13 protein-coding genes are annotated in these 17,314 nt (G+C 72.8%); 4 read left to right on the top strand and 9 right to left on the bottom strand.

The features are described from left to right. The first annotated feature begins 14 nt into the window (after positions 1–14). On the top strand, positions 15–1,016 hold the full coding sequence (locus tag FHX32_RS09430) for a ParB/RepB/Spo0J family partition protein (RefSeq protein WP_167180356.1): 1,002 nt from the start codon (positions 15–17) through the stop codon (positions 1,014–1,016). A 1,790-nt stretch (positions 1,017–2,806) separates the two neighbouring features. After that, positions 2,807–3,685, top strand: a complete 879-nt coding sequence (locus FHX32_RS09425; RefSeq protein WP_486480980.1) for a hypothetical protein — start codon at positions 2,807–2,809, stop codon at positions 3,683–3,685. Positions 3,686–3,815: 130 nt separating this feature from the next. Here the strand turns inward: FHX32_RS09425 and FHX32_RS09420 are convergent, their stop codons facing one another. Beyond that, on the bottom strand, positions 3,816–4,805 hold the full coding sequence (locus FHX32_RS09420) for a D-alanine--D-alanine ligase (protein WP_167180355.1): 990 nt from the start codon (positions 4,803–4,805) through the stop codon (positions 3,816–3,818). A gap of 7 nt (positions 4,806–4,812) precedes the next feature. Then, on the bottom strand, positions 4,813–6,126 hold the full coding sequence (locus FHX32_RS09415; protein WP_167180354.1) for an aminotransferase-like domain-containing protein: 1,314 nt from the start codon (positions 6,124–6,126) through the stop codon (positions 4,813–4,815). A gap of 293 nt (positions 6,127–6,419) precedes the next feature. Here FHX32_RS09415 and FHX32_RS09410 point away from each other — a divergent pair, with 293 nt between their 5' ends. Beyond that, positions 6,420–7,088 (top strand): GNAT family N-acetyltransferase, encoded by a 669-nt coding sequence (locus tag FHX32_RS09410; protein WP_167180353.1) that lies wholly within the window; start codon positions 6,420–6,422, stop codon positions 7,086–7,088. 73 nt (positions 7,089–7,161) lie between these two features. On the opposite strand, the gene FHX32_RS09405 is transcribed toward FHX32_RS09410, so the two are convergent. The 7 genes from FHX32_RS09405 to murJ all read right to left on the bottom strand — a co-directional run bounded on the left by FHX32_RS09405 (position 7,162) and on the right by murJ (position 15,678). Continuing rightward, complete coding sequence (locus FHX32_RS09405; protein WP_167180352.1) at positions 7,162–8,325, bottom strand: N-acetylmuramoyl-L-alanine amidase; 1,164 nt, start codon at positions 8,323–8,325, stop codon at positions 7,162–7,164. Positions 8,326–8,550: 225 nt separating this feature from the next. Beyond that, on the bottom strand, positions 8,551–8,874 hold the full coding sequence (trxA, locus tag FHX32_RS09400) for a thioredoxin (RefSeq protein WP_088996685.1): 324 nt from the start codon (positions 8,872–8,874) through the stop codon (positions 8,551–8,553). Between the two features lie 34 nt (positions 8,875–8,908). After that, positions 8,909–9,862, bottom strand: a complete 954-nt coding sequence (gene trxB / locus FHX32_RS09395; RefSeq protein WP_167182485.1) for a thioredoxin-disulfide reductase — start codon at positions 9,860–9,862, stop codon at positions 8,909–8,911. 180 nt (positions 9,863–10,042) lie between these two features. Then, positions 10,043–11,089, bottom strand: a complete 1,047-nt coding sequence (locus tag FHX32_RS09390; RefSeq protein ID WP_167180351.1) for a hypothetical protein — start codon at positions 11,087–11,089, stop codon at positions 10,043–10,045. Then, positions 11,086–11,850, bottom strand: coding sequence for an RNA polymerase sigma factor SigM (gene sigM, locus FHX32_RS09385; RefSeq protein ID WP_486480979.1), 765 nt, complete (start codon positions 11,848–11,850; stop codon positions 11,086–11,088). The genes FHX32_RS09390 and sigM overlap by 4 nt, the downstream gene beginning before the upstream one ends. Positions 11,851–11,893: 43 nt before the next feature. After that, positions 11,894–13,495 carry a protein kinase family protein gene (locus FHX32_RS09380; RefSeq protein ID WP_167180349.1) on the bottom strand — a complete coding sequence of 534 codons (1,602 nt, stop codon included), beginning with the start codon at positions 13,493–13,495 and terminating at the stop codon, positions 11,894–11,896. 437 nt (positions 13,496–13,932) lie between these two features. Next, positions 13,933–15,678, bottom strand: a complete 1,746-nt coding sequence (murJ, locus tag FHX32_RS09375) for a murein biosynthesis integral membrane protein MurJ (protein ID WP_167180348.1) — start codon at positions 15,676–15,678, stop codon at positions 13,933–13,935. 124 nt (positions 15,679–15,802) lie between these two features. On the opposite strand from murJ, the gene FHX32_RS09370 reads away from it, so the two are divergent. Continuing rightward, on the top strand, positions 15,803–17,263 hold the full coding sequence (locus tag FHX32_RS09370) for a CCA tRNA nucleotidyltransferase (RefSeq protein ID WP_167180347.1): 1,461 nt from the start codon (positions 15,803–15,805) through the stop codon (positions 17,261–17,263). Positions 17,264–17,314: the final 51 nt, after the last annotated feature.

Here is a 17,314-nt window from a genome sequence, read left to right as displayed (position 1 = left end):
CTGGGAGGCGTGGCATGAAGAACCGTCCTCGGGGCGGGCTGGGTCGAGGCCTGGGGGCACTGATCCCCACCGGACCGGCGTCTGCCGGTGCCGTGGCGGGCGCCCCCGACAGCACCGTTGCCGCCGCGGCCGTACCGGCCGGTGCGCCGGCAGCGGTCGACGCACCCACGCCGGTGCCGTCGACCCTCAGCCCGGTGCCCGGCGCGCGGTTCGCCGAGATTCCGGTCGACGCCATCGTGCCGAACCCGAAGCAGCCCCGGCAGGTCTTCGACGAGGAAGCGCTGGAGGAGCTGAAGACCTCCATCCGCGAGGTCGGCTTCCTCCAGCCGATCGTGGTACGCCAGCTCGACGACGAGAAGTACGAGCTGGTGATGGGCGAGCGGCGGTGGCGCGCCGCGCAGGCGGTGGGCCGGGACAGCATCCCGGCGATCGTCCGGGACACCCGCGACGACGCGATGCTCCGGGACGCGCTGCTGGAGAACATCCACCGGGCCAACCTGAACCCGCTCGAAGAGGCGGCCGCGTACCAGCAGCTGCTCGAGGAGTTCGGTGCCACCCACGAGGAGCTGGCCCGCCGGATCGGCCGGAGCCGGCCGCAGATCTCCAACACCATCCGGTTGCTCAACCTGCCCCCGCAGGTGCAGCGGCGGGTGGCGGCCGGCGTACTTTCCGCCGGGCACGCGCGGGCGCTGCTGAGCCTTGAAGACGCGGAAGCGCAGGAGCAGTTGGCCCTCCGAATCGTCGCCGAGGGTCTCTCCGTACGGGCGACCGAGGAGATCGTGGCGCTGGCCCTGAGCGACGGGCCGACCAAGAAGGAGTCCGCCCGGCGGCGACCCAAGCCACACGCCCCGGGGCTCACCGATCTGGCCGATCGCCTCTCGGACCGCTTCGACACCCGGGTGAAGGTCGACATCGGCCGGAGCAAGGGCAAGATCACGATTGAGTTCGCGACGGTCGACGACCTGGAGCGGATCGTCGGCATCATCGGGGTCGAGCGGGAGGAGCCCGAAGCCTGACCCAGGTACGCCGAACGGCCGCGAGCACACCCCTACGGTGCCGCGGCCGTTTTCGTGCTCGTGCTCCCGTGCGGATGCTGCCCTCGGCTCAGTGGTTCGAGTCGGCGGGTCGGGCGATCGGCCGTTTCCGGGTGCGGCGCGGCGGGGTGAGGTGTGCCGGCCATGATCGCGATCCTGGCACCCCCAGGACGACAGCGGGCATTCGGTCGTGGTTGGTCGACCGCTCGGCGGCCATCGTCCAGTGGCGGTGCCGGGCGTCGGCCGCTCCGCTGTACGACCTTCCGCGTCTCGACCTCTGCCGAGCCGCCGCACCTCCACCGCCGCCCAGGCCGGGCTTCAGTTGGACGCGCCCGCGTGCCACCTGGCCGACCTGGGCCCCGAGCGGGGGCGGCTGGACCGCTCGGGCGCAGAACGTCTTGAGCGCGCTGCCCGCCCGCCTCTGGCCCGACCTGCGCCCCGCCGCCTCGCCGCGTCTCTCAATAGCCTGTCGAAGGTGTTGGACGTCGAGGCGGTCCTCGGTCGGAGCGTAAAGGGACCGGGCGACGCCGGGCCGCCGGCTCGAAGCCGGAACTGGCTCGAGTCGCCGCACCCCCAGCTCCTACGCCTGCTGCGATTTGCTGTGCCCGTCGGCCGCCGACTGTTTCACGTGAAACAAAGGGGTCGGGCGCGCCTGAGCAACAACGTCCGAGCCGGCGGAGGGTGGTCCGGATCGGGCCGCCCGCCAACCCAGGACGGCCGCCGGTCGCTGGCCGCGCCACCGGCTGCCCTGCCCGACCCGGCCGCCATGGTCGCCGGCCTCGCTCCGGCCAGCCCGGGCAACGCCGGTGAACCAGAGTGGGACGCCCACCGAGCCGGCCGGTGGGGCAGCGCGACGTGTTGACATCGGCGGTCGGGTTACGCGCCCGGACCGAAGCCGAGGCACCCTCCAACGGCCGGCCCATGCGCGGTGGCGGAGAACGCCAGCCCGGCGAGGAGCCGCGCGCCACGCCACCGGCACCGCAGCCCTCGGAGGGCCGGTGCTGGTCGCCGCCGCCTAACTGGCAGAGATGGCCCGGGCCGTCCTTGAACGCGACAGCCGGCGTCGGTGTGTCCGCAGTCGAGCGTCCGCCGGGCAGGGGGCACCGCTGGTACGAGGAGATGGCGGCAGACGAACCGTGCCGACTCACGTGGTAGCTGCGGATTGTCGTGACCGGCAGAGACCCTCGGTTTCCGGCCGTGGGCGACTCGCACGATCCGTCGTGGGCCGAGGAGCTCGCTGGTTTCACGTGAAACGAGCGGGCACTCGACGGAGACAGCGCCGGTTGTGCGGTCCGCACTGATATCCGAGCCCGGTGCCCGGTGCATACCGGCGCTGCGATGCCGGCCCCGGCCGGGGAAGCCCGGCGATTCGGGTGGGATGTCGCTGCCCGGCGTGGAGGCGCGACGGCGGTCGGCACGGCCGGTGCCCCGTCTGTGCGGCCAGCTCGACAGCGCTTGGACGGGCACCCAGCCTTCGGCTCTGTGGCGCCTTGACCGACGTCCCGCCGCCGCCGGACCACCCCTGCGGACACGCAAAAGTTATCCACACCGGTTTTCCACAGGCAGCCCCGTTTCACGTGAAACCCCGTGTGGAACAAGGGGTGTGCCTGTGGATGACGGCCTGCGTTCGGCGCTTCGGCGACCTGTGGACAACCGGTGCTTGGGCCGTCGGCAGCCGTACCGACCGGTAGACATCGGGCCGAGCGACCGCCCGGAAACGGCCGCTGATTCAGGTAGGGACAGCGGTGCCGGACTCGGTTAGGGTCAGCGTCGTGCAGGACACCCCTCCCTCAGTTCCGGACTTCACCCAGTGGCCGTCCTTCCCCTTCGAAGGCGACCTCAGGGTCAAGCAACTCGACGATCCGGTCCCGGTCGAACCGCCCCGCAAGGGCGAGGGACTCCGGGAATGCACGGCCTGCGGCGCCCCCGACGAGGCGTACATCTGGGTGGGTGAGCGGTGGCGGGTACGCGCCCTGGACCGCCCCACCGGGCTTCCGATGGTGCTGATCCTCGAATCCCGCTCGCACCTCGATCTCGGCGACCTGCCCAACCTGCTCGCCGCCGAACTCGGCGTGATGACCGTACGGCTGGAGCGCGCGATCCGGTCGCTGGACGGCGTCGCCCGGGTGCACGTCAACCGGTGGGGCGACGGCTCCGCTCACCTGCACATGTGGTTCCTGGCCCGCCCGCACGGCCGGCTCCAGTTGCGCGGCACCTTCCTGCCGCTCTGGGACTCGATCCTGCCGCCGATCTCCGAAGCCCAGTGGCGGGAGAACCTCGCCCTGGTGGCCGCCTGGCTCGCCGAGTTCGGGGGCCGCCCGCTGGCCGAGCCTCCGCGCATCCAGTGGCAGGCGCCCTCCAGCCTCACCGACATCCCGCCGGCGACCGCCGAGCGTTCGGACGAGGAGCCCGCTTCGGTGATCGAAGCGGCGGCGGAGATCCCGGAACCCGCAACCGGCAACGACGCCGACCCGGCTCCGGAAGCCGTGACCACCGATGCCGCGGCAGCCGACGAGCACACCGGAGCCCGGCAGGGCGTTACCCCCGGGGCGCCTGCCAACGACGACGAAGGCGCCCCGCCCGCCGAGACCCTCGGGGCCACGGCACCGTCGGGCATCGGCACCGCCAAGAGCCACTCGACGGACAGCTAGCCCGACGGAACAGTCGGAGCAGTGTCCTCGGGCGTCCGCACGGGCAGAGACCGCCCGAGCGACAGCCCTCGGCCGTACTGATCACGCCACGGGACGTCGCGACGACCCGGAGCGGCCCGGGCAGGCTCGCTCAGGCGCGGGCCGCGGCCCGGGTCACCAGGGAGCCGAGCACCCGGCCGAAGTCCAGCCCGGCGGCCTGTACGGCGAGCGGCAGCAGGGAGGTCTCCGTCATCCCCGGGGAGACGTTGACCTCCAGCACGTGCGGCTGGCCGTCCGCGTCCACGATCAGGTCGACCCGGCTCAGGTCGCGCAGGCCCAGTGCGGCGTGCGCGGCGAGCGCCACCTCGGCGACCGTGTCGGCCACTGCCGGGTCGAGCCGGGCGGGCGTGTGCCAGGTGGTACGGCCGGCCGTGTACCGGGCGGCGTAGTCGTAGACCCCGTTGCGCGGCACGATCTCCACGGCCGGCAGGGCGTGCGGGCCGTCACCCAGGTCGACCACGGAGACCGCCACGTCCATGCCGGGCACGTACCGCTCGACCAGCGCGGTGGAGTCGTACGCGAAGCAGCCGACCATCGCGGCCGGGAGGGCCGTGGCGTCCCGGACCACCGCGGCGCCCAGGCCGGAGCCGCCCTGCGCGGGCTTCACCATGAGCGGCAGGCCCAGCCGATCCACGATCCGGTCCAGCACCGCCACCGCGCCTAGTTCGGAGAACCGGTCGTGCGGCAGCGCGACCCAGTCCGGGGTGGGGATGCCGGCCTCGCGGAGCACCGCCTTCGCCGAGGGCTTGTCCCAGGCGAGCCGGGAGGCGCGGGCGTCGCAGCCGACGTACGGGACGCCGCAGAGGTCGAGCACCCCGCGCAGTGACCCGTCCTCGCCGGTGGCGCCGTGCAGGGCGATCACCACGGCGTCCGGCGGGTCGGCGGCCAGCGCCGGCAGCAGGGCCACGTCGGCGTCGCGCAGTTCGGCGTCCACGCCGACGGCGCGCAGCGCGTCGAGCACCCGCCGGCCGGAGCGCAGCGAGACGTCCCGCTCGTAGGAGAGACCGCCGGCGAGCACCAGCACGTGCAGGTCGGCGGTGACGGAGGGCACGACGGGATGTTCGGCAGGGGTGGCGCTCATGCCGGAATCATGCCAAGTCGGGTCCCGGCGTGTCCGAGCCGGCCTGCCCGCGCCGCACGCCGGACCGGCTCACCGTGCCGAAGACCTTCCGCATCGCGATGTCCTGCTCCATCACGCCGGCCAGCCGGCGCACGCCCTCCCGGATCCGCTCCGGGGACGGGAAGGAGAAGTTGAGCCGCATGTTGCCGCCGCCGGTGCCGTCGGCGTAGAAGCCGGTGCCCGGCACGTACGCCACCCGGGCGGCGATGGCCCGCGGCATCATCGCCTTGGAGTCCAGGCCGTCGGGCAGGGTGGCCCAGACGAACAGGCCGCCACCCGGGTTGGTCCAGGTGGTGCCCTCCGGCATCAGGTCCTCCAGCGCGGTGAGCATCGCGTCCCGCCGCTCCCGGTAGACCTCCCGGTAGACCTTGAGCTGCTCCTGCCAGGGCATGGTCGACAGGTACGTGGTGACGGCCGCCTGGGCGTAGCCGCTGGGGCAGAGGATCTGCGCCTCGCTGGCGATCACCAGTTTGTCGCGGACCGCGTGCGGCGCGAGGATCCAGCCCACCCGCAACCCGGGCGCGAAGGTCTTGGAGAACGTGCTCAGGTAGAAGACGCCGTCCCGCCGACGCGCGCGCAGCGGCGCCGGCGCCTCGCCCTCGAACCCCAACTGGCCGTACGGGTCGTCCTCGACCACGAGTAGGCCGGCGCGCTCGCAGATGTCGAGCACCCGCTCCCGCCGCTCCTCGGTCAGCGTGACGCCGGTCGGGTTCTGGTAGGTCGGGATGGTGTAGAGGAACTTCACCCGGCGGCCGGCGCGTGCCTGCTCGGCGATGGCCGCCTCGAGCGCCTCCGGAATCAGCCCGTCGTCGTCCATCGGCACGTGCACGACCTGGGCCTGGGCGGCCTGGAACACCCCGAGCGCGCCGACGTAGGTCGGCCCCTCGGCGAGCACCACGTCACCCGGGTCGAGGAAGAGCCGGGCCACCAGGTCGAGCGCCTGCTGACCGCCGACGGTGACCACCACGTCCTCCGGGGAGGCGCCGCAGGCCGCGTCGATGCCGGAGAGCGCCATCACCTCGCAGATCCGCTCGCGCAGCTCCAGGGTGCCCTGCCCGATGCCGTACTGGAGGGTGGTGGTGCCGTGCTCGGCGCCGAGCCGGCCGAGCATCTCGCCGACCGCGTCCAGTGGCAGTGCCGCGATGTAGGGGGCGCCACCGGCGAGCGAGACCACCTCCGGCCGGCTGGCCACCGCGAAGAGCGCGCGGATCTCGGAGGCGGTCATGCCCCGGACCCGACGGGCGTACCGGTCGGTGTAGTCGTCGAGTGTCGTGCCGGTCATGACATCACCTCGATGGCTGCTCGGGTGGCTTCCGTCCCGGGTACCCCGGACACCGGCGACCATGGGCGACAGGGGACGCCGACTGTCGATCGTAGTCGGCTCGCGCCCGGATGGCGCCGCCCCGGGGGCGGGCTTCCACATGCCGGACCGGGTGGGCGTCCCCCGGAGGTGGGGGTTTCGCGGGTCCTCTCCCCTGACGTCCGTTCGCGGCGTACGATCGCTGGTCGGGGGCAGGAAGGCGGCGGGGTCGTTCCGTGCCGGTTCACCACCGAGCCTGAGTGTGGGGTGCGCCAATGTCGCGACGTCTGGTCAGTCTGACCCTGGACACGCTGGAGGACCTGCCCCGCCCCTGCCGGCAGTGCGTCTTCTGGGAGCTCGATCCGGTCTCCGCGGACCGGGCCTGCGTGGCCGGCGACCCGGGTCTGGAGAAGGAGGCCTGGGTCTCGCAGACGCTGCTGGAGTGGGGTTCCTGCGGCAAGCTGGTCTACGTCGACGGCATGCCGGCCGGCTTCGTCATGTACGCCCCGCCCGCCTACGTGCCCCGCTCGATGGCGTTCCCCACCTCCCCGGTCTCGCCCGACGCCGCGCTGCTGATGACGGCCAACGTGGTCCCCGCCTTCGCCGGCGGCGGACTGGGCCGGATGCTGGTGCAGGGCGTGGCGCGGGATCTCACCAAGCGCGGCATCAAGGCGATCGAGGCGTTCGGCGACGCCAAGTTCGGTGACGCCGACGACCCGGCCGGTGGTTGCCTGGCTCCTGCCGATTTCTTCCTTTCAGTGGGCTTCAAGACCGTTCGCCCGCATCCGCGCTTCCCGCGGCTCCGCCTGGAGCTGCGTACCGCGCTGAGCTGGAAGTCCGACGTCGAGTACGCGCTGGAGAAGCTGCTCGGCTCGATGAGCCCGGAGACCCTGCTGCGGCCGGTCCGACCGGCCCCGGCCACCCGCTCCTCGATCGCCGGCTGAACACCACTCCCGCCGAACCGGGGCCGACGGCAGGACCCGGCGAGCCGACCCCGCGCCGGGACCCGCACCCGGGTCAGTCAACCACCGTGCCGGCGGCCACCACCGCCCGCAGCTCGCTCACGTCGATCGAGCCGGTCGGCACGTCCCGCTCGATCGGGAAGTACATCCGCTGCACCGCGGCCACGATGGCCTCGACCACCCGGTCCCGGAACCGGGGATCCACCAGCCGGGCCCGGTCGGCCGGCGAGGTGAGGTAGCCGACCTCGACCCGGACCGCCGGCATCCGGGTCAGCCGCAGCAGGTCCCACGCCTTGGCGTGGGTACGGCAGTCCCGCAGCCCGGTGCGGGCCACGATCTCCCGCTGCACCAGCCCGGCCAGCCGTTCCCCGGTCGCCGAGGTCACCCCGTTGTTGGTGCCGTAGTGGTACGTGGCCACCCCCTCGGCGGCCGGGTTGGCGTGCCCGTCGGTGTGCAGCGAGATGAACACGTCGGCGCCGAGCGAATTGGCCAGTTGGGCCCGGTCGACGTCGGGCAGGCAGGTACGCGGCGACGGGCCACGGGTCAGCTGCACCCGGACCCCGGACGCGGCGAGCCGCCCCTCCAGCCGGCTGGCCAGGTCGTGCACCAGGTCCGCCTCGGTCCAGCGCAGCGGCCCGTCCAGCACCACCACGCCCGGGTCTGTGCCACCATGTCCCGGGTCGATCACCACCGTCTTGCCGACCAGCGTCGGCCCGGACTGCCGGATGGCGTCCGACTCGCGCAGCCACTGGGGCCGGCCGCCGACCACCTTGCGGCCCAGCCGGCGCAGCGCGTTCATGGTGTGCGGGCCGCAGGAGCCGTCGGGGGTCAGCCCGACCTCACGCTGGAACTGGGCGACCGCCCGGGCGGTCCGGATGCCGTAGATGGCGTCCGCGCGCCCCACGTCGTACCCCATCTCCAGCAGCCGCTCCTGGAGCGACCGGACGTCCTCACCGGTGAGCGGCTCGGGCACCGCGTGGTAGAGGGTGCGGGCGCCGAGCCGCCAGCGGGCGGCGTCCAGGGCCCGCCAGGTCTCCGCACCCACCCGACCGTCCACGCTCAGCCCACGGGACTGCTGGAAGGCCCGCACGGCCCGTTCGGTCTGGGGGTCGAACTCGTCGCCCGGGCCGGGTGACGGGCTGAGCAGGTCGAGGCCGGAGAGCACCGTACGGATCTCCGTCACCGCGGGTCCACGGTCTCCGGGTCGGATCGGACGCACGCACGACCCCCTCTGCGCGGATGCTGGCTGGCCGGGCCCGCGGTCGCAGGACCGTGACTGGCGACGGAGGTGCTCGCCTCGTTGACGGGTTGCCGGGGCGCCGGCCACCGGGCCCCGGCTTGAGGCTATGCGTTCTCCGCGGCCGAGGTGCGGCCGTCCGGAAAAGACGAACCCCGTGCCCGGCTGGTGCCGGGCACGGGGTCGGAAAAGTGGTGTTTATCCTGCTCAGAGCGCGGATTCGATCAGCTTGACCAGTTCGCCCTTCGGCTTGGCCCCGGCGATCGACTGCACCGGCTCGCCGTTCTTGAACACCGTGAGGGTCGGCACCGACATCACCCGGTAGGTCCGGGCGGTCTCCGGGTTCTCGTCGATGTTGAGCTTGACGATGGTGACCTGGTCACCCATCTCGCCGGCGATCTCCTCCAGCAGCGGCGAGACCTTGCGGCACGGCCCGCACCACTCGGCCCAGAAGTCCACCAGCACCGGCTTGTCGGACTTCAGCACGTCGGCCGCGAAGCTCGCGTCGGTGACCGACTTGGTTGCACCCATCTATGACCCTCCTCCGGGATGTGTTTCTGGTTGTTCAGCCCTGCAGCGTGGCGATGAAACGCTCGGCGTCCAAGGCGGCCGCACAGCCCGTGCCGGCGGCGGTGATCGCCTGCCGGTAGGTGTGGTCGACCAGGTCACCGGCGGCGAAGACACCGGGCACGCTGGTCCGGGTGCTGGGGGCCTGTACCTTGACGTACCCCTCGGCGTCGAGTTCCACCTGCCCCCGGAAGAGCTCGCTGCGCGGGTCGTGGCCGATCGCCACGAAGACGCCGGTGACGTCGAGCACCTTCGTCTCACCGGTGTGCACGTTGCGCAGCCGTACGCCGGAGACCTTGCCGTCGGCGCCGAGGATCTCCTCGACCACGGTGTTCCACTCGACCTTGATCTTCTCGTTGCTCATCGCCCGGTCGGCCATGATCTTGCTGGCCCGGAACGAGTCCCGGCGGTGGATGATGGTCACCGAGTCGGCGAACCGGGTCAGGAAGCTGGCCTCCTCCATCGCCGAGTCGCCACCGCCCACCACCACGATGTTCTGGTTGCGGAAGAAGAAGCCGTCGCAGGTGGCGCAGGAGGAGACACCATGGCCCAGGTACTCCTGCTCACCCGGCACGCCCAGTGGACGCCAGGCGGAGCCGGTTGCGAGGATGACCGCGCGGGCGCGGTAGGCCGTCTCGCCGACCCAGACCGTGCTGGTCGCCCCGGAGCCGATGTCGCCGGTGTCCACCAGCTCGACCCGGGTGACGTCGTCGGTGAGGAACTCGGCGCCGAACCGCTCGGCCTGCTTGCGCATGTTGTCCATGAGTTCGGGACCGAGGATGCCGTCGGCGAAGCCGGGGAAGTTCTCCACCTCGGTGGTGGTCATCAGCGCGCCGCCGGACTGCACGCCCTCGATGACCAGCGGCTTGAGGTTGGCGCGTGCGGCGTAGACCGCCGCCGTGTAGCCGGCCGGCCCGGAGCCGATGATGATCAGGTTGCGGACCTCGTCCACTGCCGTCTCCCGATTGTGTGTGTTCGCCATCGGCACGCGCACCGATGCGATCCGAGTGCCGACGCCTCGGGGGTGCCGGCAGCTGACTTCCAGAACGTCATCGTACGAACCGGGGATTCCCGAGCCGGTCATCCGGTGGGTCAGGTCACGTGGACGGTCAAACGCCCGGTGGCCGCGATTTCACCCTACCCGCGTGCGGTACCGGGTGTCCGCGCCGGATCCGGGGACACCGCATTCGGGTCCGCTCACCCAGGCCCACCGGGCACCGGAACCGTCGGTGAAGCGCACCACCAGCGCCGGCTGTCCCAGGAACCGGGCGTAGTCGACCACCTCGACCACCAGCGGCCCGGACCCGTGCTCGGCGCCGATGTCGCCGAGGCAGGCGGCCAGCGCGGCCTGGTCGCCGAGCCGGTCGAGGTTGCCCGGGGCGGCCATCCGCCCGCCCTCCGCGTCCACGCCGGCCGGGGCGCCGTTGCCGAACGGCAGGGCCTTCATCGTCGACAGGGCGCCGCCGAGCGTCTGCGGGGTGTAGTCCGTCCCGCTGCGCAGCGGCGCGGTGGTGGCGCCGGCCGCCGCCGGACCGGCCACCTCCGGGGTGGCCCGGCCCCCGGCGCTGTCGCTCAGCGCCGTTCCGGCCGCCCCGTCCTCCGCCCCGCCGTCGGCCAGCTGGTTCAGGCCCAGCCCGACCGCGGCGATCGACACCGCGGCCACCGCGACCGGACCGGCGAGCCGGCTGAACCGGCGCCGCCGGCGGCCCGGACCGGTCGCCGCGCCACCCCCCGGTTCCGATCGAGGTACGCCGGCGGGTCGCCGCCCGGAGCCGCCCCCGGGTTGCGCCGGCAGCACCGGTCCGACCCGGCCGGCCGGGTCCGGCCCCGTGGGCACCGGACCGCCTCGCGAGGGGACGGGCGCGGCGCGGTCGGCGAGGTTCTCGTCGGTACGCCCCGGCGCCGATCCGGCCGGTTCGTCGGCGGGTTGTGCGGCGAGGGCGGCCAGGATCCGGTCGGTCACCGCCAGCGGCATCGGCTCGGGAGACTCGCCCCAGCCGGCCAGGTCGGCGCGGACACCGGTCACCGCTGCGGCCAGCAGCGCGTACGCCTCGGACCAGGCGGGGTCCTCGGCGACCAGCCGGGCGACGCTGGCCTCCTCGGGGGTGCCGTCCAGCGCCCCGCCGACGTAGTCGGCGAGCAGGTCGTGGTCGACCTCGCTGAAGCCCCCGGCGCTCACGCGTCCTCCTGGTTGGCATTCCGCCGGGACCGTCCCGACCCCGATCCGACGCCCTCGGGAGCCCGGGGGTTCCCGAGGGTGACACCCGGCACGTCCGGCTCCGGCCCGCCGGTCGGTTGGGTGGCGGGCCGCGGCCGGAGGTGACCGAGCATCGTGGCCAGCCGCGCCCGGCCCCGGGCGCACCGGCTCTTCACCGTCCCCTCGGCCACCCCGAGCATCCGGGCGACCTCGGCAACCGGGTAGCCCTGCACGTCGACCAGGACCAGGGCCGCCCGCTGCTCGACCGGCAGCGCGGCGAGGGCGTCGCGGACGACCAGCGCGGTGTCGTGGTCCGGCGCCGGCGCGGCTGGCTCGACACCGCCGGTGGCGGACCCGGACTCCCGGTCGCGCATCCCGTCCGGCAGCGGCACGGTCGGGTGAGCCTGTCGGCGCCGGATCCGGTCCAGGCAGGCGTTCACCACGATCCGGTGCAGCCAGGTGGTGACGGCGGAGTCGCCGCGGAAGCGGGCCGCGGCGCGGTGTGCCGAGAGCAGCGCGTCCTGGAGGGCGTCCGCGGCCTCCTCCCGGTCGCCGAGGGTACGCAGGGCCACCGCCCAGAGCCGGTCACGGTGCCGGCGGAACAGCTCGGCGAAGGCGTCCCGGTCACCGGCCACGTGGGCGTGCAGCAGGTCCAGGTCGGTGGCCTCGGCCGGTGACGACGCGAGCGGCGGGCCACCCGGAGTGCCCGCCGAACCGTCCGACCGCTCGCCGTGCCCGGTCATCATCGCGTCCGGCGGAGGCGATGCCCGGGGTGCGACGAGCGGCTCACGAACCCTGGACCTTGATCTCCTGCACGCCGACCTTGTAGCCGCCGTCGCTGTCCGGCAGCTGGGTGATCCAGAAGAGCAGGTAGCGGTACTTCTGCTCGGCGTTGAAGCCGGTGAAGGTCATGGTGGTGCCGTCGTGCTCCTCGAACGCCCGGCCGACCGGCGTCTTCTGGTAGTCGGCGACGAGCTGGGCGTCACCGGCCTTGGTCGACGGGTGCTCGGTGGTGCCGTGGAAGAGCTGGGCGGAGGCGCCCTGGGCGGAGAGCAGCACCTGCACCGACTTCACGCTGCGTTCGGAGCCGAGGTCGATCCAGACGCCCATGCCCTTCTTCAGGTTGCCGAAGTTGGCGGCCCGCCGGTACGTCTGCGTCTCCCAGCCCTCGTCCTCGTCACCGTCGAACACCTTGTCGGCGCCGTCGACCTCGGTCCGGTCGCCGTCCGGGTCGATGATCTGGGCCTTGCTGATCTTGATCGGGCCCACCGCGGGAGCCAGGCTGGCATCGTCGGCGGGGGCGCTGGAGGTGGGCTGGGCGACCGGGTTGGTCTGCGGGTCCTTGTCGTCGCCGCCCAGCGCGCTGATGCCGATCAGCAGGCCGACCAGGGCGACGGCGAGCAGGCCGGCGATGCCGATGGCCACCTTGCGGCCACCGGCGGCGGCCAGCGGCGACGGCTCGTCCCCGGTGTCCGCGGTGAAGCGCAGCGGGCCGCTGTTGTCCAGGTACTGGTCGTCGGCGGGCACGTCGAGGCGGGCAAGTTCCGCCGCCAGCACGTCCGAGGACGGCGGCGCGACCTCGGCGTCGAGCAGGTCCATGGTCAGGTCGTCGAGGTACGCCGGCACGCCGGCCCGGACCTGCCGGGGAGCGGCGAGCGCGCCGGTGGCGTCCCGGACGGCATCGGGAATGGCGGCCCGCCCGTGGCCGGCGGTGGCGCCGCGCAGCGGGGCCTCGGTGTGCGGCCAGTGCCCGGTCAGCGCGAAGTAGAGGATGCCGCCGACCGCCCGGATGTCGCTCTCCTGGCTGTCGTCGCCGTCGGTACGCGCGTCGGCCAGCACCACCCGGCCGTCGTCGCTGATCATCACCGTGCCGGGGTGGACGTTGCCGTGCACCATGTCGGTGGCGTGCACGGCGGCGAGCGCGCTGGCGACGGCGTTGCCGATGGTGGTCGCCCGGGCAGCGTCGAGCGGGCCGTCGGCGACCAGTTCGCGCAGCGACCGACCGTCGACCCACTCGCGCACCACGTACGCCCGTTCGCCCTCGTCGATCGCGTCGTAGACACCGACCAGGTTGGGGTGGATGACCCGGCTCGCCGCGACGGCGGCCTGGAGCATCTCGGTGGCGGAGTCGCCACCCGGGTAGCGCAGCACGACCGCGACGGGACGGCGCAGGACGACGTCGACCCCGCGCCAGACCAGCCGACCCGCGCTGTCGTTGTTGATGTGCTCGACCAGTTCGTACCGCTCGGCGAGGATCTCACCGGCCGTGGGAGCACCGAAGGTCATGACCGGAGGAGCGCTCTCGTCCGCGTCCTGACCCTCGCCGACCTGGGTCACCCGTCCTCCCTCGGTGATCGTGTCGATCGATGGACCCGCGCTGCTGGGCATGTGGCTTCCCGCTCTGTCTTTCTGGGGCCGGCCGACCGGGGTCGACGCGAGCGCCGGTGCCTGCCGTACCCGTCGAGAGCGACCTTACCCGGCTGGGCCGTCTCCCCGACATGTCATCTTCCCGGCGCACCCCGGCGGAGGTTTCGGGAGTCGACGAGCTCGTCCGGTTACGACCGTTGTCAACCACGTTGCTGGCACATGTACTAGCCAATCTAGAGGCAGACCGCAAGGGCTCGACGCAGGGGCCGGACCGGTGTCGCGGCCGCGTCGACGTCGCGGGTTCCCCCACGATCGGGGCACCATACTCAGCCGTCCGGCTGGTTATCCACAGCCCGACCCGGTGACTGAGCGGGGAATCGCGGAGTTATCCACAGGCGCATCCCCAGGCTGGTGATCCACCGTCACGCACGGTACCGACGGGTGGGGGCGGATGGCGATCAGCGGCCCAGCCGCCGCCGGACCATCCCGACCACCTCGGTGATCTCACCGATCCGCAGCGCCATGGCCAGGCCGAGGTAGGTACCGCCGATCACCGCGCCCCCGATCACCAGTTGGATCAGCGCCTGCGCGCGGCTCGGCGTGTCGTCGCCGGGTAGCAGGGCGACCACCAGCAGGCCGACCAGGGCCGCGCCGAGCGCGGCGACCGCGACCCGGGCCAGCGTGCGCATGATCGCGCCGAGCCCGATCCGGCCGACCCGGGGCCGCAGCAGCCAGGCGGAGGCGATCGCCGCGGCCAGGTAGGAGACCGCGTTGCCGATCATCATCCCGGCGGCGGCGAAGTGGGCGGCGAAGGCGGCGAAGAGGATGATCTGGACGCCGATCCGCAGCGCCACCACCGGAATGTTGATCAGCGCCGGGGTCCGGGTGTCGGGGAGCGCGTAGAAGGCGAAGGTGAACAGCTGGCTGATCGCGAACGGCACCAGCGCCAGCGCGGCGACCAGCAACACCAGCGAGGTGTCGGCGGCGTTGTCGTCGCTGAACGCGCCGTAGCGGAACAGCGTCACCGACAGCGGCGTGGCCAGCACCGCGTAGCAGACGGCGATCGGGGCGAGCACCGCCGAGACGGTGCGGGTGCCCCGGGACAGGTCGGCGGCGAGGTCGGCGTACCGACCGTCGGCGGCGGCCGCGCTCATCCGGGGCATCAGCGCGGTGATGATCGAGACGGCGATGATGCCGTGCGCCATCATCAGCAGCAGGAAGACGTTGTTGTAGATCAGTGCGCCGGCGTCCCCGTCACCTGCCCGGTTCAGCAGGTTGAACAGCACGATCAGGCCGATCTGGCTGACCGCGACGTAGCAGAACATCCAGGCGCCGAGGCGGCCCAGCTCGGCCAGCCCCAGGGCCCGGAAGTCGAACCGGAACCGCCACCGGAAGCCCACCTTGCGCAGCGCCGGCAGCAGGCCGGCGGCCTGGATCGCCACGCCGAGCAGCGTGCCGCCGCCGATCAGCAGGATCCGCCCGGTGGTCATCTGCTCCGGCCGGATGATCTCGGCGCCGAAGATCGCGATGTAGAGGCCGGCGGTGGCGATCACCACGATGTTGTTCAGGATCGGCGCCCACATCGGGGCGGCGAAGTGCCCCCGGGTGTTGAGTACCGCGCTGATCAGCGCGCTGAGGCCGGTGAAGAAGATCATCGGCAGCATCAGGTACGACAGGTAGGTGACCAGCTCCCGGTACTCGTCGCCCCGGTTGTCGCTGGTGTACAGCATGGTCAACCACGTTGCTGAGAGCGTCGCCAGCAGCGCGGCCGCGGCCAGGGTGACCACCGCGAGGGTGAGCAGCCGCTGGGCGTACGCCTGACCGCCGTCGGCGTCGGCCTTGCGCCGGCGCACCAGCACCGGGATCAGCACGCTGGTGAGGATGCCGCCGAGCAGGAACTCGTACACCATCCCGGGCAGGATCTGCGCGGTGGTGTACGCGTCACCGACCAGCGCGCCACCCAGCGCGGCGGTCAGCGCGAGCGTGCGCAGGAAGCCGGTACCCCGGCTGACCAGGCTGCCGATCGCCATCACCGCGCTGTTGGTGGCTGCGCTGCCCTCGGCCACCTGCTCCGGCGGCGGGGCGGTCGACTCCATCGCCGGCTGGTTGAGCGGCTCCGCCGAGATGAAGGTGGCGCCGTCCGCCGGAGGCCGCGCGCCGCCGTCACCCGTGGCGTTCGCGCTGCGGTAGAGCCCGCCGCTCATCTTCTCGCCTCCAAGGGGTATTCGGAGCCGGCACCGGCCCGCACGAGCATGACGATAGTCAACGCGCACCTGCTACCCGCCCGGCGGAGGACATCCGCACCGGGACCGATAGGCTGGCGATCCCATGTCCGAAGCCTCCGCTCCCCGTGCCGCCGACCGCCGCGAACTCACCGCCGCGCAGCGCAACGCCGTCGCCGAACTGCTCCGGGTCTCCCCGGTCGCCGACGAGCTCGGCCGCCGGTTCGCAAAGGCCGGTCACGAGTTGCACCTGGTGGGCGGTTCGGTCCGCGACGCCCTGCTCGGCCGGCTCGGCGAGGACCTCGACTTCTGCACCGACGCGCTGCCCGACCAGACGGTGCGCATCGTCCGGGGCTGGGCCGAGTCGATCTGGGAGACCGGCCGCGAGTTCGGCACCATCGGCGCACAGCGCGACGGGCTGCGGCTGGAGATCACCACCTTCCGCGCCGAGGCGTACGACCAGGTCACCCGGAATCCGGTGGTCACCTACGGCACGGACCTGACCGAGGACCTGAAGCGGCGGGACTTCACCATCAACGCGATGGCAGTCAGTCTGCCCGAGCACCGGTTCACCGACCCGCACGGCGGCCTGGCCGACCTCGCGGCCAAGGTGGTCCGCACCCCGGCGTCGCCCGAGGAGTCGTTCCGGGACGACCCGCTGCGGATGCTCCGGGCCGCCCGGTTCGCCGCCCAGCTGCGTTTCGCGGTGCACCCCGACGTGCACGCGGCGATGACCCGGATGGCCGCCGACCTGGACCGGATCACCGCCGAGCGGATCCGCGACGAGTTCACCAAGCTGCTCTGCGGCGCCGACCCGATCACCGGGCTCCGGCTGCTGGTGGACACCGGGTTGGCCGACCGGTTCCTGCCCGAGCTGACCGGGCTGAAGCTGGAGATCGACGAGCACGCCCAGCACAAGGACGTCTACGAGCACACCCTCACCGTGGTGAGCAACGCGGTCTCGTACGAGGAGGACGGCTGCGATTTCGTGCTGCGGATGGCCGCCCTGATGCACGACGTCGGCAAGCCGGCGACCAAGGCGGTCGGCCCGGACGGCCGGGTCAGCTTCCACCACCACGAGGTGGTCGGCGCCCGGCTCACCAAGGCGCGGATGAAGGCGCTGCGCTACCCGAAGGACGTCACCGCCCAGGTGACCGCGCTGGTCGCGCTGCACCTGCGGTTCTACGGCTACGGCCGGGGCGAGTGGACCGACTCGGCGGTGCGCCGGTACGTCGCCGACGCCGGGGACCTGCTGCCGCGGCTGCACAAGCTGACCCGGTCGGACTGCACCACGCGTAACCGGCGCAAGGCGGCCCAGCTCGCCGCCGACTACGACGCGCTGGAGGAGCGGATCGCCCGGATCGCCGCCGAGGAGGACCTGGCCCGCGTCCGCCCCGATCTGGACGGCAACGCGATCATGGAGCTGCTCGGCGTACCGCCGGGGCCGGTGGTCGGGCGGGCCTGGAAGCACCTGAAGGACCTGCGCCTGGAGCGTGGCCCGCTGGACCGGGAGACGGCCGAGGCCGAGCTGCTGCGCTGGGCCCGCGACGAGGGCCTGCGCGACTGAACCGACGCGAAGGGCGCCGCCCCCGGTGGGGAGCGGCGCCCTTCGCCGTAC

This window comes from Micromonospora sp. CNZ280 (assembly GCF_011759515.1).
Note: the sequence above shows the minus strand (reverse complement) of the source record. Positions and strands in the feature narration are given on the sequence as shown.

Excerpts from the sequence above, each read along its gene's own strand:
- sigM (WP_486480979.1), bottom strand. The coding sequence starts at position 11,850 with ATGACCGGGCACGGCGAGCGGTCGGACGGTTCGGCGGGCACTCCGGGT.
- FHX32_RS09430 (WP_167180356.1), top strand. The coding sequence starts at position 15 with ATGAAGAACCGTCCTCGGGGCGGGCTGGGTCGAGGCCTGGGGGCACTG.
- FHX32_RS09415 (WP_167180354.1), bottom strand. The coding sequence starts at position 6,126 with ATGACCGGCACGACACTCGACGACTACACCGACCGGTACGCCCGTCGG.
- trxA (WP_088996685.1), bottom strand. The coding sequence starts at position 8,874 with ATGGGTGCAACCAAGTCGGTCACCGACGCGAGCTTCGCGGCCGACGTG.
- FHX32_RS09370 (WP_167180347.1), top strand. The coding sequence starts at position 15,803 with ATGTCCGAAGCCTCCGCTCCCCGTGCCGCCGACCGCCGCGAACTCACC.
- FHX32_RS09380 (WP_167180349.1), bottom strand. The coding sequence starts at position 13,495 with ATGCCCAGCAGCGCGGGTCCATCGATCGACACGATCACCGAGGGAGGA.
- FHX32_RS09420 (WP_167180355.1), bottom strand. The coding sequence starts at position 4,805 with ATGAGCGCCACCCCTGCCGAACATCCCGTCGTGCCCTCCGTCACCGCC.
- FHX32_RS09410 (WP_167180353.1), top strand. The coding sequence starts at position 6,420 with ATGTCGCGACGTCTGGTCAGTCTGACCCTGGACACGCTGGAGGACCTG.
- murJ (WP_167180348.1), bottom strand. The coding sequence starts at position 15,678 with ATGAGCGGCGGGCTCTACCGCAGCGCGAACGCCACGGGTGACGGCGGC.